Below are 25212 nucleotides of genomic sequence, written 5' to 3'. Positions count from 1 at the left end.
TTCATCCATCAACCCGCGGCCGGCCCGACTGTTCCGCAACCAGGCGCTTCGCCCGGGCCAAAAGAGTGATACCGTGCGGGAAAGCTGTGCGAATCATGTGGAATACTGTTCGGAATACTGCATAGGCGGCGTCGCCGAACCAGAGCCCAAGGAGACAGGCCAGTCATGTCGGGATCCCGGACAACACGGCAGTATCGCGGGCTTCTCGCCGCATCCCTGGGCCTTCTCCTGCTCGGCGCCTGCAACGAGTCGGGCGACAAGCAGACCGGGGCGCCGCAGATGCCGCCCCCGGCGGTCGGCGTCGTCACCGCGGCCAAGCGGCCGGTGACCGAGGGCACCAGCTTCATCGGCCGGGTCCAGGCGATCAACAAGGTCGACCTGGTGGCCCGGGTCGAAGGCTTCCTGAAGCAGCGCAACTACACCGAAGGCCAGGAGGTGAAGGCCGGCGACCTGCTGTTCGTGCTGGAGAAGGACACCTACCAGGCCGCGGTCGACCAGGCCCAGGCCAACCTCGCCAGCGCCCAGGCCACTGCCGACAATGCCAAGGTCCAGGCCGACCGCGCCCGCGAGCTGGTCAAGAACCAGAACGTCTCCCAGGCCACGCTGGACGACCGCGTGGCGACCGAGAAATCGTCCGCCGCGGCGGTGCAGCAGAACCAGGCGGCGCTGGAGCAGGCGCAGATCAACCTCGGCTACACCCAGATCGCCGCGCCCTTCGACGGCCGGGTCGGCATCTCCACCTACAGCGTCGGCGCGTTGGTGGGGCCGAGCACCGGTGCCCTGGCCACCATCGTCAGCCAGGACCCGATCTACGTCACCTTCCCGGTCAGCGACCGCTTCATCCTCGACGTCCAGGCCCGCGCCGGCAAAGGCGGCGTGGCGCCCGAGGACGTGGTGGTCAAGCTGACCCTGGCGAACGGGTCGGATTACGGCCATGACGGCAAGATCAACTTCACCGACGTCAAGGTCGACCAGAACACCGACACGCTGAACGTGCGGGCGGAATTCCCCAACCCCGAGCGGCTGCTGATCGACGGCCAGTACGCCCGGGTGACGGCGGGACCCAAGGACCCGGTCGAGGCGCTGGCGATCCCGCAGCGCGCCATCCTGAGCGACCAGAGCGGCAACTACGTTCTGGTGGTCGGCGAGAGCAACAAGGCCGCCACCCGCCATGTCACCACCGGCTCGACCCAGGGCGCCGACGTGGTGGTGACGGAGGGGCTGAAGGATGGCGACGTGGTCATCGTCGACGGAGTGCAGAAGGTGCGTCCCGGCCAAGTGGTGAACCCGGCGCCGGTGGTGGACACGCCGACCGACCAGACCGCCGGCGCCAAGGGCGCGGCGACAGCCCCAACCCCAGCACCGGCTGCTGCCCCAGCCGCGCCGGCCAAGCCGGCGGGGAACTGATCCATGCTGTCCTCGATCTTCGTCGATCGGCCCCGCTTCGCGATCGTCATCGCCATCGTCATCACCCTGGCCGGGCTGATCGCGATGAGCGCGATCCCGATCGCCCAGTTTCCCGACATCGTGCCGCCGCAGGTCTCGGTCAGCGGCGCCTATCCCGGCGCCAGCGCCGACACCGTCGAAGCCACCGTGGCCCAGCCGATCGAGGCCCAGGTCAACGGCGTCGACAACATGCTGTACATGTCGTCGACCAGCGGCAGCGACGGCTCCTATTCGCTGAACATCAGCTTCGCCGTCGGCACCAACCCCGACATCAACACCGTCAACGTCCAGAACCGCGTCGCCCTGGCCGAGCCGAAGCTGCCGGCCGAGGTCACGGCCCAGGGCCTGACGGTGAAGAAGCAGTCCTCGGCGATCCTGCAGCTCGTGACGCTGTATTCGCCCGACAAGACCCAGGACGACCTGTTCCTGAACAACTACGCCATCATCAACCTGGTCGATACCCTGGCCCGGGTGTCCGGCGTCGGCCAGGCGTCGCTGTTCGGCACCCAGAACTACGCGATGCGGATCTGGTACAACACGGACTCGCTGACCAGCTTCAGCCTGACCCCGAACGACATCATCAAGGCGGTCCAGAGCCAGAACATCCAGGCGGCGGTCGGTCGCATCGGCGCCCAGCCGATGCCGGACGACCAGCAGATCCAGATCAACCTGCAGACGCTGGGCCGGCTGACCGACCCGAAGCAGTTCGAGAACATCATCCTGCGCGCCAACCCCGACGGGTCGGTGGTGCGCCTGCGCGACGTCGCGCGGCTGGAGCTGAACGCCCAATCCTACGACACGGTGGGCCGGCTGAACGGCGCGCCGGCCGCGGTCATCGGCGTCTACCAGTCGCCCGGCTCCAACGCCGTCGACGCCGCCGCCGGCGTGCGCAAGGCGATGGAGGCGCTGAAGCAGCGCTTCCCGCAGGGCGTCGACTACAAGATCACCTACGACACCACGGTGTTCGTCAGCCAGACCATCGACGAGGTCATCAAGACGCTGGCCGAGGCCTTCGTCCTGGTGGTGATCGTCGTCTTCATCTTCCTCGGCAACCTGCGCGCCACGATCATCCCGACGATCGCCGTGCCGGTGTCCCTGATCGGCACCTTCGCCGTGCTGCTGGCGATGGGGTTCTCGGCCAACACCATCTCGCTCTTCGCCATGATCCTGGCCATCGGCATCGTCGTCGACGACGCCATCGTGGTGATCGAGAACGTCGAACGGGTGATGGAGGAGACCGGCCTGCCGGCCAAGGAGGCGACCAAGCTGGCGATGCGCGAGATCACCGCGCCGATCCTCGCCATCACCATGGTGCTGCTGGCCGTGTTCGTGCCGGTCGGCTTCATCCCCGGCATCACCGGCGAGCTGTATTCGCAGTTCGCCGTCACCGTCTCGGTGGCGATGCTGATCTCGGCGCTGAACGCGCTGACGCTGAGCCCGGCGCTGTGCAGCATCTTCCTGAAGCCGCACCAGCCGGGGCACAGCAAGGGGCTGTACGGCCGGGCGATGGCCAGGATGTCCGCCGGCATCGACAAGGTGCGCGACGGCTATGCCTGGATCGTCACCCGGCTGGTCCGCGTGGCGGTGCTGTCGGTGCTGCTGGTGGCCGGCTTCGGCGGCCTCGCCTATGTCCTCAACTCGGTGACCCCGACCGGCTTCCTGCCGGAAGAGGACCAAGGCCTGTTCTTCATCGAGATCAAGCTGCCGCCCGCCGCCTCGGTCAGCCGCACCACCCAGTCGGTGCAGCAGGTCGAGGATCTGGTCAAGGACATCCCCGGCGTCGGCGACATCACCGGCATCATCGGCCGCAGCTTCATCGACGGTCTGGCCGAGCCCAATGCCGGCTTCCTGGTGGTCGCCCTCAAGCCCTTCGAGGAGCGGACCGCGCAGGGCATCACCGTGTTCGACGTGATCCGGCAGGTGGCGGTGCGCACCGCCGGCGTCCGCGACGCCCTGGTGATCCCCCTGAATCTGCCGCCGATCATCGGCCTGGGGTCCTCCGGCGGCTTCCAGTACCAGCTCGAGGACCTCGAGGGCAAAACCCCGAACGAGCTGGCGGCGGTGGCCCAGGGCCTGGTGGTGGCGGCCAACCAGACGCCGGGGCTGGCCCAGGTGTTCACCACCTTCAACGCCAACACGCCGCAGATCTACCTGAACCTGGACCGCGAGAAGGCGCAGACCCTGGGCGTGCTGGTCAGCGACATCTTCAACGCGCTGCAGGCGACGCTGGGCGGGGCCTACATCAACGACTTCAACCTGTTCGGCCGCACCTGGCAGGTGATCGCCCAGGGCGAGGCGAAGGACCGGCGCACGGTCGACGACATCTACCGCATCTATGTCCGGTCGAGTTCCGGCCAGATGGTGCCGATGCGGTCGCTGGTCGAGGCCCAGCTGCAGCTCGGGCCGCTGTTCATCACCCGCTACAACAACTACCGGTCGGTCAGCATCCTCGGCAGCGCGGCACCCGGCGCCAGCTCCGGTGACGCGCTGGCGGCGATGAGCCGGGTCTCGGCCCAAACCCTGCCGCCGGGCTACGGCTTCGAATGGACCGGCACCGCGCTGCAGGAACTTGAGGCGGCCGGCCAGACTGGCTTCATCCTCGGCCTCGCCGTGCTGTTCGCCTATCTGTTCCTGGTGGCGCTGTACGAGAGCTGGTCGATCCCGATCGGCGTGCTGCTGTCGGTCACGGTCGGCATCGTCGGCGGGCTGGCGGCGCTGTGGATCGCGGGGCTGTCGAGCGACATCTACGCCCAGATCGGCATCATCGTGCTGATCGCCCTGGCCAGCAAGAACGGCATCCTGATCGTGGAGTTCGCCAAGGCCAAGCGCGAGGAGGGCCTGTCGATCACCGACGCCGCGATCCAGGGCGCCAAGCTGCGGTTCCGGCCGGTGATGATGACCAGCTTCGCCTTCATCCTCAGCCTGGTGCCGCTGGTGACGGCGGTGGGCGCCGCCTCGGCCAGCCGGCGCGGCGTCGGCACCTCGGTGTTCGGCGGCATGATCGCGGCCTCGGCGATCGGCATCTTCCTGATCCCGATGCTGTACGTCACGCTGCAGCGCGTCCGCGAATGGGTGCATGAGAAGCTGCTGGGCGGGTCGATCGCGCCCAAGCCCCCGGCCGAGACGCCGGCGGCGCCCGCGGAATAATGAAGGGCGGCTCCCTCAGGAGCCGCCCTCTTCCTTCTTGGGCCACTGTTCGTCTTCCGGACGCAATGGGGTGCGGTACCAGTCGAAAGCTTCGAGCAGCGCTTTCGCGTCGCCGTCGAAGGCCGCGCGATAGTGGTGCTCGTGCTCGAAATCTACCCCTGGCCTGCCCTCCCGGAATCCCAACCCGCGCAGCACTGTCACGAAACGGTCGGTGGGGCCGTAGGCCCAGATCAGGTTGTGCCGGTCCCAGACCACCGTCGCCTTGTCATCCGCAGAGCGGACCCAGAGATCAAAGCGGCTATCGTTCCGGAGATAGTCACCAAAGCGTTCCAGGAAATCGCGGAACTGGTCCTGCGAGATGTCGGGACTCATATAGCGACCGGTTTCGCCCTCGCCCCGCGGCGTATGCAGAACGTAAAGCAGCAAGGGCGGCATCAGACAGCCAACCAGCGATCGAAAAATCGTCGGATCGCCGCCCGGCGCGGTAGCGGTCAGGCGGGGCGGCCCATCCTCGGCCTCTCGCAGTTCGAGTATCGGCGGATGGGAATGTTCGATCCACTCCCCTTCGACGCAATGGGAAAGCTTCGACATGATCCGATCGACCGCCGCCCGCTCTTGATCCAGATCGATTGCGCCAGAAGCGGACCTGGATGTCGAGGTGGCGCTGAAGGCAACCATGCCCCGACGCAGGGCTAACCCGTTCGAGAGACAGCCCGATTCCCGACAAATTCATATAATATCAGGCCAGTCATGGGGTCTCGGGAGTGGGAAATGGCAAAAACCGGATCGGAGCGGGGCGGCAGGATCATGAGACCGGTGGCGATCGCCGCCCTGGTTCTCTGCGCTCTGATCGGGTGGGTGTCGCCCGGCGTCGCCCAGACCACCGGCACATCGAACCCCTATGCCGCCCCGACCGATCCCGCGGCCCTGGAAGACCTGCTGAACGTGCATGAGAAGAAGCTGCTGCAGGAAGGCCTGATCTGGCTCGGCTTCTACAATGGCTGGGCGGACGGGGCCTTCGCCCGCGGCACCCGGGACGCGATCTGGCGGTGGCAGCAGGAGAACGACGCAACGCCCACCGGCCATATCGACGGGCCCCAGGCCCTCAAGCTCGCCGGCGTCGCGCTTTCGATCCGGGACAGCCTGGGCTGGGAGGATCTGTCCGACTCCAGAAGCAAGATCACCCTGTCCTATCCTTCCAAGCTGCTGGTGAAACGCCAGGATTCCGACAATGGCGGGCTGCTGCTGGACAGTTCGGACGGCGGCATTTCGCTGATGACCCTCCGGCTGACCGACATCAAGCCGGGCCAGATCGACAACCTGTACAATTCCCTCGCCAATGATGAGAAATCACAGGTTACCTACAACTTCAAGAAAACCGATCTGTTCATCATCAGCGGCAATCGGGGCACAGGCAAATTCTACGCCCGCTATGAGCAGCGCGGCTCCGAAATCCGCGGCTACGACCTGATCTGGGAAGGCGATCGCGACAAGGACATGGGTCCGATCTCGGTCATGATCTCGAACAGCTTCTACCCGTTCGGTTACGACGAGCCGCAGGAAGACCCGACCTATCCGACCCTGCAGGCCCTGCTGCAGAGCGAGGATCAGAAGCGCGGAACCTCGCAGTCCGGCGGGTCGGCCCCCCGACAGCAGCCTGCCGAGGGCCAGGGGAGCGGGCAGGCTGCCGGGGCCACGGACCCCCGGAAGGGCGGGACCGTGTTCACCTATGACTACCAGCCGCCGAAAAGCCCGGAGCTGCAGCGCGCCTACGAGTTCGTGAAAGAGACCGACGCCCTGCGGCAGATCCCCGAGATCAGCGCCATGGACGGCATGTTCAAGATGCCGCGCCCGCTGCAGTTCGTCGCCGGCGAATGCGGGACGGTGAACGCCTTCTACTCACCCGACAATTCGGCCATCGTGCTGTGCTACGAAATGGTGGATTCCCTGGTGCGGGAAGGCCATGCCCTGGCCAAGAAGACCGGCGGCGGCTCAGACTTCCAGACCGCCTATGTGAAGCAGAATCTCCGCTTCATCATGCTGCACGAGACCGGTCACGCGCTGATCGACATCCTGGCCCTGCCTTCGACGGGTCGGGAGGAGGACGCGGTCGACCAGCTGGCGGCGGTGGTGATCATGCTGAACAACTGGGACCAGGAATCGACGGACCAGGTCGTCGCCAACCTCAAGCTGGTCGCGCTGTGGTTCTCGCTCCAGGGTGGCGGGGGCCAGGACGACGGCATGGCGCGCTACGCCGACGAGCATTCGCTGAGCGAGCAGCGCTACTTCAACCTGCTGTGCATCCTGTACGGGCGGGACCCGGAACGGTATGCCGAGATCGTGCAGAACGGACTGCTGCCCGAGGCGCGGGCGGGGCGCTGCCGCGCCGAGACCGTCAAGATCTTCGAAGCCTGGAGCACCCTGCTGATCCCGCATTTCGCCTCGGGCGTCCAGGGCGACACGGCCGAAGCGCAGCCCCAGCAGGAGGCTGAGCCGGAAGACCCGTACAAGACGCTGGGGAAGTAGATCCCCAGCCCGACAGTCCTACTGTCCATGCAAGGGCGGCTCCCGCAGGAGCCGCCCTTTTCATCGGTACGGGTAGCGACTGGTTACCGGTGGCCCCAACGGTCATGATCGGTGAACCAGGGACGACCATGATAGTGGTCGCCCCAGTAATGGCCGAAGTCGAACGTGATCAAGGGCACCCCGATCTGCGGGGCGACCTCGACCAGGCCACGGCGGCGGCTCTGGAAATCGGCCTGCAGGAAGCGTCCGGATACCCAGCCACGATCCGGCCCAACGCCGATGTCGCACCAGTCCCAGCCTCGCTGGCAGCCGAAGATCTCGACCGGCGTACCGGGCCGCAACCTCAGGACCGCCGGGTAGTCCCGCCCGGGGCCGGCCCGCAGGCTGAGCGAGGTTGTCGTGTATCCAGGCGCCGCATTCGCCGCCGGCGCCGCCAGGGCGGCGACGGCCAGCCCGGCAGCGGCGGCCAGGGCAAGCTTCCATCTCATCATTCGAACTCCAGGGATGGGATATCCCCCTTCGTTCGTCACAACGCAGCAGGACGCCGATCCGGTCGCCGGGAACTGCGGACGCGGCGCCTTGCCTCACCCTGCCCGCCCGGCCCTTTGGGCCGGCCAGTCGAATCAGCAGTCGGGCCGGTCAACCGGCTCGCTTGGCCGCGTCCAGGCCGCGGGACAGGTCGCGCTCGAGATCCTCGACCCCCTCCAGCCCGACCGACAGGCGCACCAGCCCTTCGGTGATGCCCATGGCGGCGCGGTCCGCCGCCTCCATCGCCCGGTGGGTGGTGGTGGTCGGGTGGGTGGCGAGCGACTTGGTGTCGCCGAGGTTGTTCGAGATGTCGACCAGCCGCAGCGCGTCGAGGAAGGCGAAGGCGGCGGCCTTGGTGCCGAGGTCGAAGGCGATCAGCGTGCCGCCGTTCTTCATCTGCCGCCGCGCCAGCGCGTGCTGCGGATGGCTTTCCAGCCAGGGATAGCGCACCGACTTCGCGCCGGGATGCGCCTCGACCAGCCGGGCCAGGCGGTCGGCGTTGGCGACCTGGCGCTCGACCCGCAGGCCCAGCGTCTCCAGCCCCTTGACCAGCACCCAGGCGTTGAACGGCGACATCGCCGGGCCGGTGTGCCGGTAATAGGGCAGGAAGTCGTCGGTCAGGAACTTCTTGTCCGACAGCACCGCGCCGCCCAGCACCCGGCCCTGGCCGTCGATGTGCTTGGTGGCGGAATAGATCACCACGTCGGCGCCGAGTTCGAGCGGCTTCTGGCCCAGCGGCGTGGCGAAGACGTTGTCGATGAAGACGCGGGCGCCGCCGGCATGGGCGATCTTCGACACCGCAGCGACGTCGACGATGTCGAGCGTCGGATTGGCCGGCGTCTCCAGGAACACCGCCCGGGTGTTCGGCCGCATCGCCGCTTCCCACGCCGCCAGGTCGCCACCGTCGACGAAGGTGGTGGTGATGCCATAGCGCGGCAGGATGACGTTGAGGATGAAGAAGCAGGACCCGAACAGCGCCCGGCTGGCCACCACATGGTCGCCCCCGCGCAGATGGCAGAACAGGGCGGTGAACACCGCCGACATGCCGCTGGCGGTGACGTGGCAGCCCTCGGCGCCTTCCAGCAGCGCCAGCCGCGTCTCCAGCACCTCCAGCGTCGGGTTGGCGTAGCGCGAATAGACGAAACCCGGCTCGTCCCCGGCGAAGCGCGCCTCGGCCGCGCCGGCGGACTCGTAGACGAAGCCCGAGGTCAGGAAGATCGCCTCGGAGGTCTCGCCATACGGCGTTCGTCGGACGCCGCCGCGGATCAGCGCGGTTTCCGGTCCGAATTCGTCTTCGGGCAGCTGCGGGGCTTGGTCTCGATCCATTCACCGACTCCTCGACTCGACCGGAGGCGGTGCGTGCGGGATCTGCGCGCAACCGACCTTTTAGCGAAGATTAGCGTGGCCGCAAGCCGGTCGGCTCAAATCACCACGGCCGTCCCGAAAGACGGCGAACCCAAGACTTATCGGCAAATCGGCGCCCGGGCAATGCGTTTCGCAGAACACCGTTGCGGCGACCGGACGCAGCCCGAGACCTAGGCGCCTGCCCTTTCCCTGCGCCGACACGCGGCGACCAGGATGACGAGCGCGGCGACCGCCACGGCGAGGTAGGCCAGCCCGATCGTCATGGCGCTCGAGCGGCTGCGGCAGGTGAGCACCGTGACCGTCGCGCTGCCGGAGTATTCCGCGGCGGTGGGAGTGTCCCAGGGGCTGACGGTGCCTGGGACGCAGTCACCGATCGCGAAGGCCGCCGCCCCCGGCAGCGCCGGTTCGACCATAGCGGCCGGATTGCCGGGGTCGGCCGGCGTCCAACCCCGGAGGTCATGCCGCAGGAACAGGACGGCCGCGGTCAGCACGAGGCCGATAAAGGCCAGCACGCCCCATGTCTTCATCGTCCTATCCCCCGCGCCACGAGACGGTAGCGGTGCCGCCCTCCTCCGCCTGCACCGTCAGCTCGGCCCCCACCTGTACCAGGCGCGGCCAGTCCTCGGCCGCGACCACCGCGATCGGCACCACCAGGCCGTACAGCTCACGCGCCACGATGGCGCCCAGCGCGATGATCAGGTCGCGCTCCAGCATCACGATGGCGGCCGGACCGGTGCCGTTGCGGATCGCCTCGGCCAGCACGCTGCTGCTGGAGCTGGAGCCCTTGGCGCGGGTCATCAGCAGCACCCGGCCGCGCAGCGACGCGCCACGATCGGGGTGGCTCTCCTCGATGATCACGCCCTTTGCGGAATCATAGCCGCCCCAGAAGCTGAGCGGCGCGGACAACGCCAGCGGCAGCCCCCGCGCCTCTCCGGCCTCGACCGTCGCGGCCGGGATGCGGGTCACCGGGTCAGTCATCGAAGACCACCGTGCCGCGCAGGGCCGAGGCGACGCATTCGGCCATGCTGCCATAGGCCACGCGCACGCCGATATTGGCCGGGGCGTAATGGGCCCATTTGCCGGAATTGGTCATCGCCACCCCGCCGACCTGGCGCAGGATCGGGGTGATGTAGGTGCAGGTGTCGGTCACCAGCTGCACGCCCCGCGCCTGCAGCGCCGCCAGGCGGCCGGACCGCTCCAGCGCCTGCAGCACGAAGCGGCTGGTGTTGACGTAGAAATCGCAGCGCAGCGGCCCGGGATGGGCATCCAGCAGCCGCCCCAGCGTGTCGAACTCGGCTTCGGAGAAATGCGGCGTGCCGAGGCAGACGGCTGACAGCCGTTCGCCGCTCTGTGCCGCGCTGAGCCTGCGCCGCATCGCCAGCAGCTCGGCCGGCGCGACCCGCACGGTGCGCTGTGGCGCCCTGTCGCCCAGGGCCGCGGCGAGGCTGGGCGCCTCCGGCGTCACCCCGACGGCGTGAAACAGCGCCACCGCGCCGGCCGAGGCAGCGGCCGCGCCCAGCGCCTTCAGCTCGTCCTCGGTGCTGTCGGCGGGCAGGCCGGTCAGCACCGGGATGGCCGCGCCGGTGGCGCCGCCGACGACCAGCCCGGCCAGGGCGAAATAGATGTCGTGGCCGACGCCCACCACGGCCGGATCCGGCAGCTCGAACACCGCCTGGCCGAACCGGTTCGCCGCGACATGCAGCCCGGCATGCGGCGCCCGGCCGGTCAGCGCGGCGCAGAGGTCGACGAAGTCGCCATAGCGGTTGGTGCGGGCGCCGAGCACCGAATTGGCGAAGACGATGGCGTTGGATTCGGCCCAGGCGATCTGTTCGCCCAGACCCGGGCGATGGTGGTGCTGGTAGGGGGCGCAGGTGAAGGTCGGCTCGCAGCCCAGCGCCAGATGCGCCTCCATCAGCCGCCGCCCGGCCGTGCCCAGCGCCGCGTCGCCGCGGAACAGCTCGGGGTGGATCAGGTCGAGCGAGCCGACATTGAGCGTGGTGGGGATGCGCACCCTGCCGCCGGCGCCGACCAGGCGGTCGACGAAGTCCAGGCTGGCCCGGCCGTGATACAGGCAGCCGTCGATATGGGCGCGGGTAACGTCGATCAGCTCCGTCGCGCCCATGACGGCGGCGGCGCGCGACAGGATCCGCATGGCCAGGGCCGCCGCCTCGCCTTCCGCGCCGTCCAGCATCGCCCGGTCGGATTGCGAGAGGACCAGGCGATCCGTCACGCCGGGCATCCGTCCCGTTCGAGCGCGTAGAGCACGAAGGGCAGTTCGATGCCCTCATAGATCCGGCGATGGCCGCGGCACAGGTGGAAGCCGCGCGCCTCGTAGAAGCGGCGGGCGCGGTCGTTGTCGGCAAAACTCTCCAGCGTGCGGCAGCCGCGCGCCACGGCGTCGGCCAGCAGCGCCGATCCCACCGCCCTTCCCTGCGCCGCCGGGTCGACGAACAGCATGTCGAGATGGGCGCCGGTCATCAGCGAGAAGCCGAGCGGCGGCCCGTCCCTGCCGGCGACGGCGATGCGCAGATCGGCCAGGCGCGCGGCGAAGCGGCAGGCGAAATCCTCCGGCCGCTTGCGGTCCAGGATGTCGGGCGGAAGGATCGGGGCGAAGGCGGCCCGGGTGCTGCGCCACGCCACCTGCGCCAGCGCCGCCAGGTCGGCCGCCGCCGGTGGCCGGATCGTCAGCGTCCCCGTCTTGGCCCTCACCGATGCATCCGTCATTCGCTGCCCCGCAGCCTGGGGTCGAGCGCGTCGCGCAACCCATCGCCGAGCAGGTTGAAGCCGAAAGATGCCAACAGGATGGCAAGGCCGGAGAAGATCGAATCCCAGGGGCTGAGCAGCAGGTAGCTCCGCGCCTCCGCCAGCATCCGGCCCAGCGACGGCGTCGGCGGCTGGGTGCCGAGGCCGAGGAAGGACAGCGAGGCCTCGACCAGGATCGCGGTCGACAGCGCCAGGCTGGCCTGGACCAGGATGACGCTGGCCAGGTTCGGCAGCACGTGGCGGCGCAGGATCCGCACCTCCCCGGCGCCGATGGCGCGGGCGCCGAGCACATACTGGCTGCTGACGATCACCAGCGCCGGGCCGCGCAGCAGCCGGGCGAAGACCGGGACGTAGACGATGCCGATCGCCAGCGCGGTGGTGGTCGCGCCCGGCCCCAGCACCGCGACGATGCCGATCGCCAGCAGGATGATCGGGAAGGCGAACAGGATGTCCATCAGCCGCATGCCGATGCGGTCGACCAGCCCGCCGCGCAGCGCCGCGGCCACGCCCAGCCCGCCGCCGACCAGCAGGGCCAGCAGCACGGCGCTGGCGGCGGCGGCCAGCGAGGCGCGGTAGCCGTAGAGGATGCGCGACAGCACGTCCCGGCCGAACTGGTCGGTGCCGAGCCAGGCGACGGCGCCCGGCCCCTTCATGCGCTGGATCACATGCTGGGCCAGCGGGTCGTCCGGCGCGATCCAGGGCGCCAGCAGCGCCGCCCCGACCTGCAGCAGGACCAGGATCCCGCCGATCCAGACCAGGGGATGGCGCGGTGCGGCGATGCGGCGGCGCGACAGCGGAGCCAGGGTCTCGGGCAGGGGCGCGGTCATCTCAGGCCGATCCTGGGGTCGAGCACCGCATAGAGCAGGTCGGTGACGAAGTTGATCACCACGAATCCGGCGGTGACCAAGAGGATGGCGGCCTGGATCAGCGGGTAGTTGCGTTCCGCGATCGCGCCCAGCATCAGCCGGCCGAGGCCCGGCAGGGCAAACACCTGCTCGACCACGATGGCGCCGCCGAACAGGTAGCCGGCGGAGATGCCGAGCGCGGTGACGAAGGGGATCATGGCGTTGCGGAAGGCGTGGTGGAACACCACCGACCGCTCGCTGACGCCCTTGGCCCGGGCGGTGCGGATGTAGTCCTGCCCCAGCGCGTCGAGCATGGCGGAGCGGACGATGCGCGACAGCGAGGCCAGCACCGGCACGGCCAGCGCGATGGTCGGCAGCAGCATGCGCTGCAGGTTGCCGGCGGGGTCGTCGGCCAGGGGCACGAAGCCGATCGCCGGGAAGGCCGGGAAGACGCCGTGGAACAGGTAGATCAGCAGGGCGCCGAGCCAGAAGGACGGCATGGTGACGCCGGCGATGGTGATCACCCGCACCAGGTAGTCGCGGGCCGAGTTGCGGAAATAGGCCATCAGGCAGCCGGCCGGGATCGCCAGCGCGACCGAGACCGCCAGCGCCAGCACCGTGATCTCGATGGTCACGCCGATCCGCCCGCCGATCTCGCCCAGCACCGGCCGCCCGGTCCACAGGCTGGTGCCGAAATCCCCGGTCAAGAGCCCGCCGAGCCAGCCGAGATACTGGGTCACCATCGGCTGGTCGAGGCCGAGGCGCTGGCGCAGCGCCTCGATCCGGTCGGGCGTCACCTCGCTGTTGGCGCCGAGCATGATCTGCACCGCGTCGCCCGGGATCAGCCGGATCATCAGGAAGGCGACGATCGAGACGCCGAACAGCACCACCAGCAGGTCAACCAGCCGGCCAGTCAGGAAGCGGACCACGGCGATGCCTCCTGAGCTCGGCGGATTGCTTTCATTCCTGTCATTGCCCGGCTTGACCGGGCAATCCAGGGGCCATCAAGAGCCGCTCTGGCCGCCACTGGATGCCACGGTCAAGCCGTGGCATGACAAAGAAAGGACGGTCGCGCACCTTCATCTTCACTGCCCCACCCCATCACTGCGCCAGCGACGTCTGGCGCAGCGAGCGGGTCGAGCGGTTGCCGACGATCTGGTAGCCGGTGACGCCGTCACGCACCGCGGTGAACAGCTGGCCATAGACCAGATGCGCGATCGGCCCGTCGCAGGCCAGGCGCTTCTGCAGATCGGCGTAGATGTCGCGGCGCTTCGCCGGATCCAGCGTCGTCCGGCCATCGTCGAGCAGCTTGTCCACGGCCGCATCCGAATACTTGAACACGTTGGTCGACCCGGCGGTGTGGAAGGTGCGGAACAGGTAGCCGTCCGGGTCAACGCTGCCGCCATTGACCGAGGCGAAGATCTGGAAGTTGGAGTTGCGCCAATCCTGGATGAAGCTGCCCTGCTCCTGCACGTTCAAGGCGATGTCGAAGCCGGCGGCGTTGAGCTGGGCCTGCACCACCTGGGCGACGTCGACCACGTTCTGGTTCGACCCCAGCACCTTCATCTCCGCCTTCAGCGGCAGGGCGATACCCGCCTCGGCCAGCAGCGCCTTCGCCTTCTCCGGATCCGCGGCGTAGCAGGGGTAGTCGGCGACCGGCACCGCCCAGTCCTTCAGGGCCGGCGACAGCGGCCCGCCCGGCTGGCCCTTGCCGAAATAGGCGGCCTGGACGATCTGGGCCCGGTCGATCGCGGTGTTCAGTGCCTCGCGCACCTTCGGGTTGTCGAAGGGCGGCTTCGACACGTTCATGCCGACCAGGGTGTAGGACAGGTCCGGCGTTTCCAGCAGCGTGACGCCGGCCGTGCCGTCCAGCGTCGCCGCCGTGGTCGGGTCTACATTCGGCAGCATTTGGTAGGTGCCGCCGGAGATGCCGACCTGGCGGGTCGAGGCTTCGGGCACGATGTTGAACTTGACCGCGGCCAGCTTCGGCAGCCCCGCCTGCCAATAGGCGTCGTTCTTGGCCAGCAGCAGATAGGTGTCGGGCACCCATTCCTGCAGCTTGAACGGGCCGGTGCCGTCCGGCTTGCGCTGCAGGTCGACCCCGCCGGTCACCGCCGCGGCCGGCACGATCGAGATCTGTGGCAGGTTGGCGAGGAAGGGCGCCGAGGGCGTCGACAGCGTCACCGTCACCTGGCGGTCGCCGGTGGCGGCCACGTCCTTCACCATGTCGATGCGGCTGGCATAGGGCGAGCCGGTCTTGGGGTCGCGCACCCGGGCGAAGCTGGCGGCCACGTCGGCCGGCGTCACCGCCGACCCGTCATGGAACTTCGCCCCCGGCCGCAGGGTGAAGACATAGGTCAGCCCGTCGGCCGAGACGGTCCAGGATTCGGCAAGGTCGGGAACCACCTTGAGGTCCTTGTCGACCCCGGTCAGCCCCTCATAGATCACGCTGTTGACCAGCACCGTGGCGAAGGAGGTGGCGACATGCGGGTCCAGCCCGACCGGCGACTGGTCGGTCGCGATCTCCAGCGTCTGCGCCCGCGCCGCCGGAACCGCCATGATCGCCGCCGCGGCCACGGCCGCCAGAACCATCCGACCCATTTCCCTGCCTCCCCCGAATGCTGATTTCGAGCCAGTAAGGCGGGTTCGCCCGGCAAGGTCAACGCCCCGCCGGGAACCTTCCCTCTTCTAGGCCGCCCGCCTTCGGCGCTATCGTCGGGTGAATCGAGCGAGGAAGGCGAACACCATGACCGCAGCCCGGCGAATCGCGATCGGCCTGATGAGCGGCACCTCGATGGACGGGGTCGACGTCGCGGTGATCGAGACCGACGGCGACACCGTGTTCGCGCGCGGCGCCGCCTCGACCACGCCCTACACCGACGATGTCCGCAACGCCCTGCTGGCGGTGGCGCGCGACCCGGCGCGGGCCGAGCACGAGGCGCTGGCCGAGCTGTCCGCCGCGGTCACAGACCTGAACGTGGCCGCCGTGCGCCGGTTGCTGAACGAGGCCGGGCTGAAGCCGGAGGCGGTCGACGTGGTCGGCATGCATGGCCAGACCGTGCTGCACCGGCCGGAGCGCCGCTTCACCCGCCAGCTTGGCGACGGCGCCCGGCTGGCCGCGGCGCTGGGCATCCCCTGCGTCAACGACTTCCGCTCGGCCGACGTCGCGGCCGGCGGCCAGGGCGCGCCCTTCGCGCCGCTGTACCACGCCGCCCTGGCGAAGGGCCTGCCCCGGCCGGTCGCGGTGCTGAACCTGGGCGGCGTCGGCAATGTCACGGTGATCGAGGACGGCGCGATCACCGCCTTCGACACCGGCCCGGCCAGCGCCATGATCGACGACTGGGTGCAGCGCCACACCGGCGCCCGCTACGACGAGGACGGCCGCATCGCCGCCGGCGGCACGGTGGCTGAAGACCGTCTGGCCGCGCTGTTGGCCAACCCCTATTTCGACGCCCCGCCGCCGAAGTCGCTGGACCGCAACGACTTCCCGTTGGGGGCGGTCGACGGGCTGTCCCTGGCCGACGGCGCCGCCACTTTGGCCGCCTTCACCGTGGCCTCGGTGGCAGCCTCGCGCCGGCATTTCGCCGCCGCCCCGAAGCGCTGGCTGGTGACCGGCGGGGGCCGGCACAATTCGACGCTGATGGCCGGGCTGCGCCAGGCCCTGGGCGTGCCGGTCGACCCGGTCGAGGCGGTGGGCTGGGACGGCGACGCGCTGGAGGCGCAGGCCTTCGCCTTCCTCGCCGTGCGCTCGCTGGACGGGCTGCCGCTGAGCCTGCCCACCACCACCGGCGTGCCCCGGCCGATGACCGGCGGCGTGCTGCACCGCCCCCTGCCCCGCGCGGCGTGACCCTGCCCCACCAGTTGGACCGCACCGAATGACCCTCACCGCCGCGGCCGATGCCGCCTTCGCCCTGGTCGACGAAGCCATCGATGCCGGCCGCATCCCCGGCGCCGTGCTGGGGCTTGTCACACGCGAGGGCGACCGCGCCATCCGCTTCGGCGGCCACGCCGCCCTGGTGCCGGACCGGGCGCCCATGGCCGAGAATTCCCTGTTCGACCTGGCCAGCCTGACCAAGGTGATCCTGACCACCACCGAGGTGCTGCGGCTGGTGCAGGAGGGGCGGGTCGACCTGTCCGACCCGCTGGCGCTGCACCTGCCCGACCTGCGGCAGTACCAGCCCGACCATCCGGTGCGGCAGATCACCATCCGCCAGGCGCTGTCCCACCGCTCCGGCCTGCCGGCGGTGGAGCCGCTCTACACCTGGGGCAGCGACCCGGAGACGCTGAAGGCGCTGGTGCTGCAGAAGGACTGGGTGCTGGGCGCCGACCTCTATTCCGACGTCAACTACGTGCTGCTGGGCATCCTGGTCGAGCGGCTGCGCGGCAAGCCGCTGCGCGACCTGCTGCCACCGGGCGACTTCGCCGTCAGCCCCGGCCCGTCTTCCCGTGCCGTCGCCACCGAGCGCTGCACCTGGCGCGGCCGGGTGATGCGTGGCGAGGTGCATGACGAGAACGCCTTCGCCCTGGGCGGCATCGCCGGCCATGCCGGGCTGTTCGGCAGCGCCGCCGCGGTGCTGGACTTCGCCGAGGCCTTCCTGGCCGGCAAGGTGCTGCGCCCAGCCACGGTCGCCGAGGCCGGCCGCAGCCAGGGCGGGCCCCGCGGGCTGGGCTGGGAGGTGCGGTATGACGGCTGGTCCGGCGGGTCGCTGTGTTCGCCCGACACCATCGGCCACACCGGCTTCACCGGCACGGCGCTGTGGATCGACCTCGACCGCGGCCATGCCTGGACCCTGCTGACCAACCGGGTGCACCCGTCGCGCCATGTCGAGACCGGCATCCGCACCCTGCGCCGGTCGGTGTCGAATGCGATGGCGGCAGCCTGGCCGTTCTGAGAGACCGAGGCTGCCGCCCGGGCGCCGCCCTCGATTACAGCACGAAGTCGGCGGCGACCAGGGTCAGGGCGCCGGTCAGCGTCACGCTGAAATCGGCCACCCCGTCGCCATTGACGTCGCCGGCGACGGTGGTGACGGCGCCGGCCACGGTCGCCCGCAGCTCGCCGGCATGGTGGGTGAAGGCGGCCGCGCCGATGAAGGCGAAGGCCTGGTCGCCCGCCAGCGTGGTGTTGGCGTCGATCCCCGCCAGGTCGATGCGGTCGACCTGGGCATGGCTGAAATCGGTGATCAGGTCGGCGCCGGCGCCGACCGGGCTGTCGCCGATTGCGGCGTAGACGAAGCGGTCGGCCCCGATGCCGCCCGTCAGGCTGTCCTTGCCGCCGGCCCCGGTCAGCACATCGGCGCCGTCGCTGCCGAGCAGTGCGTTGGCCCCGGCATTCCCGACCAGCACGTCGTTGCTGCGGCTGCCGATCAGATTCTCGATGTCGGTCAGGGTGTCGCCCTGGGCGTTGCCGCCGACGCCGGTCCTGGTGGCCAGGTTGACCGTCACCCCGAGGACGCTTTCGCTGTAGATCGCCAGATCGGTGCCGATACCGCCGTTCAGCACATCGGCGCCAACGCCGCCGCGCACGGTGTCGTCGCCGAGCCCTCCGTTCAGGGCGTCGTTGCCGTTGCCGCCGTCGATGCGGTCGGCGCCGTCGAGGCCGTTGACGGTCTGCCCCTCGGCAATGCCGGTCAGGACGAGCGTGTCGGCGCCCGAAGAACCGCGGATCTCGTCGATGCCCGCGACCACGGCGCCGGTGAGATCCACGGTGCCCGGGGCCGACAGGATCAGCCGCTCGGCGCCGAAGCCGCCGATGATCCGGGTGAAGCCGTCGAGCTGCGCCGCCGTCAGGGTGACGTCGTTGCTGGCCAGGTCCAGCTCCTCGACATTGGCGATGATGGCAAGGCTGAGATTGACCGGCCCGGTGGCGCCGTTGACGGTGAAGTCGATCCGGTCGACATCCGCGCCTCCGTCGATGCGCTCGGCCAGGCCGCTGATGTCCGAGACCTGGTGGAAGGCGAAGACGTCGTAGCCGATGCCGCCGCTGAGCGTGTCGGCGCCCTGGCCGCCATCGATGGTGTCGTTGCCGTTGCCCCCCGCCAGCGTGTCGGCGCCGTCGCCGCCGCCGAGGACGTCGTTGCCGTTGCCCCCTGTCAGCATGTCATTGCCGGCCACGCCGTTGACGGTCTGGCCATTGGCGACCGCCGTCAGGGTGACGACGTCGTTGCCGGCCGAACCGCGGATCTCGTCGATCCCGCCGATCGCGGCGCCGGTCAGGTCGGCGGTGCCGGCGGTGGACAGAATCAGGATGTCGGCGCCGAAGCCGCCGGTGATGGTGGCGAAGGCGCCCAGCTGCGCCGCCGTCAGGGTCACCGTGCTGCCATTGCCGGCGGTGTCGAGCTCCTCGATCCCGGTCAGCACCGCGAGGCTGAGGTCGACCGCCCCAGAGGCGTTGAAGGTGGCGAAATCGAGCCGGTCGGCATCGGCGCCGCCATCGATGTGCTCGGCCAGGCCGCTGATGTCCGAGGCCTGCTCGAAGGCGAAGCTGTCGGTGCCGACGCCGCCGGTCAGCGTGTCCGCCCCCTGGCCGCCACGGATGGTGTCATTGCCGTCGCCGCCGCCGATGATGTCGACGCCATTGCCGCCGACCAGGGTGTCGCCGCCCGCGGCCCCCGTCAGGACATCATTGCCGTCACCGCCATTGAGGCTGTCGGCACCGTCGCCCCCGGTCAAGGTATCGTTGCCGCCGACGCCGTTGACGATCTGGCCGTTGGCGACGCCGGTGAGGATGACGATGTCATTGCCGGCGGTGCCGCGGATCTCGTCGATCCCGCCGATCGAGGCGCCGGTCAGGTCCGCGGTGCCCGCCGCCGACAGGATCAGCCGCTCGATCGCGAAGCCCGCGGTGATGGTGGTGAACCCGCCCAGCTGCGCCGCCGTCAGAGTGACGACGTTGTCGTTCAGCGCCAGCTCCTCCACGCTGGTCAGCGTGGCGTGGCTGAGGTCGATCGGGCCGCGGGCGCCGCCGACGGCGAAGTCCAGCCGGTCGATGTCGGCGCCGCCGTCGATCTGTTCGGTTAGGCCGTCGATCTCGGATGCGGCCTCAAAGCTGAAGACGTCGTAGCCGACACCGCCGCTGAGGCTGTCGGCACCCTGGCCGCCGAAGATGGTGTCGTTGCCGCTGCCGCCCGAGATCGTGTCGGCGCCGTCATCACCATAGATCAGGTCGTTGCCTTCGGCGCCGGAGATGGTGTCGGCGGCGGTGGTCACGCCCGTCACCTCATGGCCGCCATTGCTGATGTGCCCGTCGCCGGCGCGATGAATGAAATCGCCGGCGGAAGTCCCCGTTACGGTCGCCATGTCGAAATCCTTTCAAGGGCTATATTGCCGTCATCGGCACATCGGGGGCTTCGGCAAATGGCCGACGGCCCGCACGGTCGATGTCCCGAAGGTGTTTCGACCATAACGACTGCGGTAATCGCGGGCAAATCGGCCAGATGTCCTAAGACCAGTCCTAGGACCCGTGACATCAGCAATCTCTGTACAATGGGAACGAGATCAAATAGCGCGCATTTTGAATCTTTCGTCCAAGAATTGCTTGGGTCCGCAGCGAGTGGATGGCGGCGATACCGTCCCAGGCCGAATCATGCAGAGATCGTCATAGAATTTCGTCCTACGAATCGCCGGAGGCCCGCCCCTGCCCTGGCGCGGCGACACCGCGATTGACACCCGATTCCGGCAGCTTCTTCCATGGGGGACAATCGAACCGGCGCCTGGAGAAAGCCGGGTTTTTGTCCTGAATTGACCGTATCGAAGGGGGAACGTCGCATGAGATCCCGTCTCCTGACGGCCGGCGCCGCCGCCGCTTGTCTGCTCTGGAGTGCGCATGCCATGGCCGACACCAAGACACCCACGCCGGACGAGGCCCGGGCCTTCGTGGCCAAGGCCGAGACCGATCTGGCGACCCTGAGCGAATACCTCAACAAGGCCTCCTGGGTCCGCGCCACCTTCATCACCGACGACACCATGTGGCTGGAGGCCAAGGCCAACGGCGAATGGACCGAGAAGACCACCGCTTTGGCCGAGCAGGCCTCGCGCTTCGACAAGGTCCCGCTGGACCCGGTGACGCGGCGCAAGCTCGACATCCTGAAGCGCAACCTGGTGCTGCCCGCGCCCAGCCGGCCGGGCGCCGCGCGCGAGCTGGCGGAGCTGAGCACCAAGCTCGATTCCACCTATTCGACCGGCGCGTTCCCATACCAAGGCAAGACCCTGACCCTGAGCGACGCCGAGGACATCCTGGCCGCCTCACGCGACCCGGCCGAGACCCGGGCGGTGTGGGAGGGCTGGCACAGCATCTCGCCGGTGATGAAGCCGGACTACGCCCGGCTGGTGGCGCTGGCCAATGAGGGCTCGAAGAGCCTGGGCTATACCGACACCGGCGCGCTGTGGCGGTCGGGCTACGACATGCCGGCCGACGACTTCGCCGTCGAGACCGACCGGCTGTGGGGTCAGGTCGTGCCGTTCTACAAGAACCTGCACTGCTATGTCCGGGGCCGGCTGAACGCCAGATACGGCGACGCGGTGCAGCCCAGGACCGGGCCGATCCGCGCCGACCTGCTGGGCAACATGTGGGCCCAATCCTGGGGCAACATCTACGACCTGGTGGCGCCGAAGGACGAGGTCTCGGGCTACAGCCTGGACAAGCTGCTGGTCGACCACGGCTACGACCCGACGAAGATGGTGAAGACCGGCGAGGCCTTCTACACCTCGCTCGGCCTGCCGCCGCTGCCCGACACCTTCTGGAAGCGGTCGCAGATCGTGCGGCCGGAGGGGCGCGACGTGGTCTGCCACGCCTCGGCCTGGGACCTGGACGACCGCGACGACATCCGCATCAAGATGTGCACCAAGGTGAACGGCGAGGATTTCTACACCGTCCACCACGAACTCGGGCACAACTTCTACCAGCGCGCCTACAGGGACCAGCCCTACCTGTTCAAGAACGGCGCCAATGACGGGTTCCACGAGGCGATCGGCGACTTCATCGGCCTGTCGGCGCTGACCCCGACCTACCTCAACCAGATCGGTCTGCTGGACAAGGTGCCCGGCGACGAGGGCGACATCCCGTTCCTGCTGAAGATGGCGCTCGACAAGATCGCCTTCCTGCCCTTCGGCCTGCTGGTCGATCGCTGGCGCTGGGAGGTGTTCGCCGGACAGGCGACGCCGGACCGCTACAACGACGCCTGGTGGACGCTGCGCCTGAAGTACCAGGGGCTGGTGCCGCCGGGGCCGCGCCCGGCCGATGCCTTCGACCCCGGCGCCAAGTACCACATCCCCGGCAACACGCCCTACACCCGGTATTTCCTCGCGGCGATCTACCAGTTCCAGTTCCAGCGCGCCGCCTGCAAGCAGGCCGGCTGGACCGGCCCGCTGCACCGCTGCTCGACCTACGGCCAGGCGGAGGTCGGCAAGCGCTTCGCCGCGATGCTGGCGATGGGCCAGTCGAAGCCCTGGCCGGACGAGCTGGAGGCCTTCACCGGCGAGCGGAAGACCGATGCCAGCGCCGTGGTCGAATACTTCACGCCGCTGAACGACTGGCTGACCGAACAGAACAAGGGCCAGAGCTGCGGCTGGTGATCCTCCCGCAGCCTTGCGATCGCCGTTCCTTTTCCTGTCATTGCCGGGCTTGACCCGGCAATCCAGGGGCCACCAAGAACTGCTCTCGAAAGCCCCTGGATCCTCGGGTCAAGCCCGAGGATGACAGAGAAGGACGGCGGGGCCTCTCGCCCCCTCACACCACCTTGACGTACCAGTCGAAATCGAGCGGTGGGACCTGGGCGTTGAAGCGGCGGTATTCGGCCAGCTTGATCTTGGCGAAGGCGTCGACGAAGGCGTCGCCGAGATAGTCCCGCATCAGCGCCGAGGCGCGGAAGTCGCGGATCGAATCCAGCCAGTTCGGCGGGATGTCCGACGCCGGCGTCCCGTAGCCGTTGCCGGTCACCGGCGGTCCCGGATCGCGCTGGTCCAGGATGCCCCGGTGCATCCCGGCCAGTGCCGCCGCCAGCGCCAGATAGGGGTTGGCGTCGGCGCCTGCCACCCGGTGCTCGACATGCTTCGCTGCCGGCGGGCCGATCGGCACGCGCAGCGCCACCGTGCGGTTGTTGACGCCCCAGGTCGGCGCCAGCGGCGCGTAGCTGAGGGTCTGGAACCGGCGGTAGGAGTTGGCGTTGGGCGCGAACACCAGCATGCCGTCCCGGATGGTCGCCCCCATGCCGCCGATGGCGTGGCGCAGCAGGTCGTCGCCGCCCTCGGCCGCGAAGCGGTTGTTGCCCTCGCCATCCGCCAGGCTGATGTGCAGATGGGTGCCGTTGCCGGATTCCCCGGCATAGGGCTTGGCCATGAAGGTGGCCTCCATGCCATGGCGGCGGGCCACGGCGCGGACCACGCGCTTGTACATGATGGCGTCGTCGGCGGCGCGCAGCGCGTCGGGGCGGTGCTTCAGATTGATCTCGACCTGGCCCGGCGCGTATTCGCTGATCGCGGTGTCGGCCGGCAGGCCCTGCACCGCGCAGCTGGCGTAGAGGTCGGCGAGGAAGTCGCCGAGCTCGTCGAGATCGGCGATGCCGTAGGCCTGCTTGCCGGTGCTGGAGCCGCGCGGCGGGATCGGCCGCCCGGTCTCGCGCCACGACCCGTCGAACAGGTAGAACTCGAGCTCCACCGCCACCACCGGGTGCAGGCCGTCCGCCGCCAGCCGCGACACCACCCGGGCCAGCACCTGGCGCGGGTCGTAGGCCGACGGGCTGCCGTCGAGTTCGAACAGGGTCAGCAGCACCTGGGCCGAAGGCTCGGCCTTCCACGGCACCGGCACCAGCGTGCCGGGGATAGGCCGGGCGCTGCGGTCGGCATCGCCGTCCTCCCACACCAGGCCGGTCTCCTCGACATCGGCGCCGGTGATGTCGAGGCTGATGATCGAGCCGGGCATGAAGCGCCCGCTGCGCCAGATCCGTTCCAGCTCGCCGACCGGGATGCGCTTGCCGCGCTGCACGCCGCAGGCATCGGTCAGCAGGATGTCGACGAAGCGGATGTCACGGTGCCGGGCCAGAAAGTCGAGGCATTCCTGGGCGGGATCGGCGGCGCTGGTCTTCGAGGTCGCGTCGGGCATGGCCGATCCTCCCTCAGGCGTGGCCGGCCAGCGCCGCGGCGCAGGCGTCGAAGGCGTGCAGGAAACGGGCGATCTGTTCCTCCGTCGTGGCCGGGCTGGTCAGCATCATGTTGTGGAACGGGGCGATCAGCACGCCGCGGTTGATCAGGAACAGGTTCACCAGCTGCTCCAGCTCGGGCCGCATCGCCGCCGCGGCCTCGCCGCCGTTGCGGTAGGGGGCCGGGGTGAAGTGGAACTCGACCCGGGCGCCGATCTGGGTGACGTGCCAGGCCAGGCCATGGCGGGCGATCGCCGCCTCCAGCCCCCGGGCCAGGTGCCGGGCCAGCGCGACCATGCCGGCATAGGCGGCATCGGTCATCACCTCCTCCAGCATCACCCGCAGGGTGCGCATGGCCAGGGCATTGGCCGACAGGGTGGTGCCCATGCCGCTGTGGCCGTGCGGCACGCCTGCCTGGACATGGCGCATCCGCGATTCGACCGCGGCGGTGAAGCCGTAGACGCCGCAGGGGATGCCGCCGGCGATCGGCTTGCCGAGGGTCAGGAAATCGGGCTCCAGCCCATGGGCGCGGGTCCAGCCGCCGGGGCCGGTGGAGATGCTGTGGGTCTCGTCGATCACCAGCAGCGTGCCGTGCCGGCGCGTCAGATGGCGCAAGGCGGCGTGGAAGCCCTCGTCGGGCAGCACCATGCCGATATTGGTCAGGGCCGGTTCGGTCAGCACGCAGGCGACATCGCCCGGCGCCAGCGCGGCCTCCAGCGCCGCCACGTCGTTGAACTCGACCACGCGGGTGTGGTCGGTCAGGTCGATCACCTGGCCCAGCAGGCCGGGCCGGTGCACCGGACGGCCGTCGACCAGCCGGACGAAGGTGTCGTCGACCGTGCCGTGGTAGCAGCCGTTGAACACCAGGATCCTGGACCGGCCGGTGATGGCGCGGGCCCAGCGCAGCACGAAGCGGTTGGCGTCGGTGGCGGTGGTGGTGACCTGCCAGAACGGCAGGCCGAAGCGGCTGGCCAGCGCCTCGGCGGCGGCGATCCCGTCCTCGGTCGGCAGCATGGCGGTGACGCCGCGGGCAATCTGGTCGGTCACCGCGCGCACAACGGGTTCCGGCGAATGGCCGAACATCGACCCGGTGTCGCCCAGGCAGAAATCGGTGTAGCGATGGCCGTCGGCGTCGACCAGCTCCGCGCCCTTGGCTTCGGCCATGAACAGCGGAAAGGGCGTGGCCCAGTCGCGCATCCAATGCAGCGGCACGCCGCCGGGAAAGGCCTCTGCCGCCCGGTCTGCCAGGCGCCGCGAGACGGGGTTCGCCGCTGTGTAGCGATCGAGCTCCGCCCGCATCAGGCCCTCGATCACCTTGCCCGCATGGTTCATGTCCTGCCTCCCTCCTCGGTGTGTTGGCGCCGGAGAGATTAGGGGGAGGCGGGGACGACCGGAACCACCCCATGGCGCGGGACGGCCACAGCTTCGGCTGCATGGCTCCGCCGCCCGCCATGCGGGAA

At 69.3% G+C, this 25212-nt stretch carries 19 protein-coding genes and 1 riboswitch; of the genes, 6 read left to right on the top strand and 13 right to left on the bottom strand.

Annotated features, from left to right (window positions below):
• Positions 1–165: 165 nt before the first annotated feature.
• Positions 166–1407, top strand: coding sequence for an efflux RND transporter periplasmic adaptor subunit (locus E9232_RS24985; RefSeq protein WP_309798640.1), 1242 nt, complete (start codon positions 166–168; stop codon positions 1405–1407).
• 3 nt (positions 1408–1410) lie between these two features.
• On the top strand, positions 1411–4593 hold the full coding sequence (locus E9232_RS24980; protein WP_309798638.1) for an efflux RND transporter permease subunit: 3183 nt from the start codon (positions 1411–1413) through the stop codon (positions 4591–4593).
• 15 nt (positions 4594–4608) lie between these two features.
• Here the strand turns inward: E9232_RS24980 and E9232_RS24975 are convergent, their stop codons facing one another.
• The gene (locus E9232_RS24975) at positions 4609–5271 is read right to left on the bottom strand and encodes a hypothetical protein (protein WP_309798636.1); all 663 of its coding nucleotides are present in this window, start codon (positions 5269–5271) and stop codon (positions 4609–4611) included.
• A 138-nt stretch (positions 5272–5409) separates the two neighbouring features.
• Here E9232_RS24975 and E9232_RS24970 point away from each other — a divergent pair, with 138 nt between their 5' ends.
• Complete coding sequence (locus E9232_RS24970; protein WP_309798634.1) at positions 5410–7119, top strand: DUF4344 domain-containing metallopeptidase; 1710 nt, start codon at positions 5410–5412, stop codon at positions 7117–7119.
• Between the two features lie 83 nt (positions 7120–7202).
• Here the strand turns inward: E9232_RS24970 and E9232_RS24965 are convergent, their stop codons facing one another.
• From E9232_RS24965 to E9232_RS24925, 9 genes are all read right to left on the bottom strand, one after another.
• Positions 7203–7607: an SH3 domain-containing protein gene (locus E9232_RS24965; RefSeq protein WP_309798632.1), complete on the bottom strand. Its 405-nt coding sequence runs from the start codon at positions 7605–7607 to the stop codon at positions 7203–7205.
• A 151-nt stretch (positions 7608–7758) separates the two neighbouring features.
• Positions 7759–8973, bottom strand: coding sequence for an O-succinylhomoserine sulfhydrylase (metZ, locus tag E9232_RS24960; protein WP_309798630.1), 1215 nt, complete (start codon positions 8971–8973; stop codon positions 7759–7761).
• 40 nt (positions 8974–9013) lie between these two features.
• A riboswitch (SAM riboswitch) is annotated at positions 9014–9090 on the bottom strand.
• A 92-nt stretch (positions 9091–9182) separates the two neighbouring features.
• Positions 9183–9539: a hypothetical protein gene (locus tag E9232_RS24955; protein ID WP_309798628.1), complete on the bottom strand. Its 357-nt coding sequence runs from the start codon at positions 9537–9539 to the stop codon at positions 9183–9185.
• A gap of 4 nt (positions 9540–9543) precedes the next feature.
• Positions 9544–9990, bottom strand: a complete 447-nt coding sequence (locus E9232_RS24950; RefSeq protein ID WP_309798626.1) for an aconitase X swivel domain-containing protein — start codon at positions 9988–9990, stop codon at positions 9544–9546.
• A complete protein-coding gene (locus E9232_RS24945; protein WP_309798624.1) occupies positions 9983–11242 on the bottom strand; it encodes an aconitase X in 1260 nt (419 codons plus the stop codon). Before E9232_RS24945 ends, E9232_RS24950 begins: the two co-directional genes overlap by 8 nt.
• Complete coding sequence (locus E9232_RS24940; protein WP_309798622.1) at positions 11239–11721, bottom strand: GNAT family N-acetyltransferase; 483 nt, start codon at positions 11719–11721, stop codon at positions 11239–11241. Before E9232_RS24940 ends, E9232_RS24945 begins: the two co-directional genes overlap by 4 nt.
• Positions 11722–11732: 11 nt before the next feature.
• Complete coding sequence (locus tag E9232_RS24935) at positions 11733–12602, bottom strand: ABC transporter permease (RefSeq protein WP_309798620.1); 870 nt, start codon at positions 12600–12602, stop codon at positions 11733–11735.
• Positions 12599–13549: an ABC transporter permease gene (locus E9232_RS24930; protein ID WP_309798618.1), complete on the bottom strand. Its 951-nt coding sequence runs from the start codon at positions 13547–13549 to the stop codon at positions 12599–12601. The genes E9232_RS24935 and E9232_RS24930 overlap by 4 nt, the downstream gene beginning before the upstream one ends.
• 172 nt (positions 13550–13721) lie before the next feature.
• On the bottom strand, positions 13722–15221 hold the full coding sequence (locus E9232_RS24925; protein WP_309798614.1) for an ABC transporter substrate-binding protein: 1500 nt from the start codon (positions 15219–15221) through the stop codon (positions 13722–13724).
• 145 nt (positions 15222–15366) lie between these two features.
• On the opposite strand from E9232_RS24925, the gene E9232_RS24920 reads away from it, so the two are divergent.
• Together E9232_RS24920 and E9232_RS24915 are read left to right on the top strand one after the other, a co-directional pair.
• Positions 15367–16467 carry an anhydro-N-acetylmuramic acid kinase gene (locus E9232_RS24920; RefSeq protein WP_309798612.1) on the top strand — a complete coding sequence of 367 codons (1101 nt, stop codon included), beginning with the start codon at positions 15367–15369 and terminating at the stop codon, positions 16465–16467.
• 28 nt (positions 16468–16495) lie between these two features.
• Complete coding sequence (locus E9232_RS24915; RefSeq protein WP_309798611.1) at positions 16496–17512, top strand: serine hydrolase domain-containing protein; 1017 nt, start codon at positions 16496–16498, stop codon at positions 17510–17512.
• Between the two features lie 34 nt (positions 17513–17546).
• Here the strand turns inward: E9232_RS24915 and E9232_RS24910 are convergent, their stop codons facing one another.
• Complete coding sequence (locus E9232_RS24910; RefSeq protein WP_309798609.1) at positions 17547–19916, bottom strand: beta strand repeat-containing protein; 2370 nt, start codon at positions 19914–19916, stop codon at positions 17547–17549.
• Positions 19917–20447: 531 nt separating this feature from the next.
• Between E9232_RS24910 and E9232_RS24905 the strand changes: the two genes are divergently transcribed.
• Entirely contained in the window at positions 20448–22190 is a 1743-nt protein-coding gene (locus E9232_RS24905; protein WP_309798608.1) for a M2 family metallopeptidase, read from the top strand.
• Positions 22191–22344: 154 nt separating this feature from the next.
• Here the strand turns inward: E9232_RS24905 and E9232_RS24900 are convergent, their stop codons facing one another.
• Both E9232_RS24900 and E9232_RS24895 read right to left on the bottom strand, forming a co-directional pair.
• A complete protein-coding gene (locus E9232_RS24900; protein WP_309798605.1) occupies positions 22345–23715 on the bottom strand; it encodes a glutamine synthetase family protein in 1371 nt (456 codons plus the stop codon).
• Positions 23716–23728: 13 nt separating this feature from the next.
• Complete coding sequence (locus E9232_RS24895) at positions 23729–25084, bottom strand: aspartate aminotransferase family protein (RefSeq protein WP_309798604.1); 1356 nt, start codon at positions 25082–25084, stop codon at positions 23729–23731.
• Between the last annotated feature and the right edge of the window lie 128 nt (positions 25085–25212).

Source organism: Inquilinus ginsengisoli (assembly GCF_031453975.1).
Taxonomy (GTDB): Bacteria; Pseudomonadota; Alphaproteobacteria; order DSM-16000; family Inquilinaceae; genus Inquilinus; species Inquilinus ginsengisoli_A.
The sequence above is the reverse complement of the archived record's forward strand: the minus strand, read 5'-3'. Positions and strand labels throughout refer to the sequence as shown.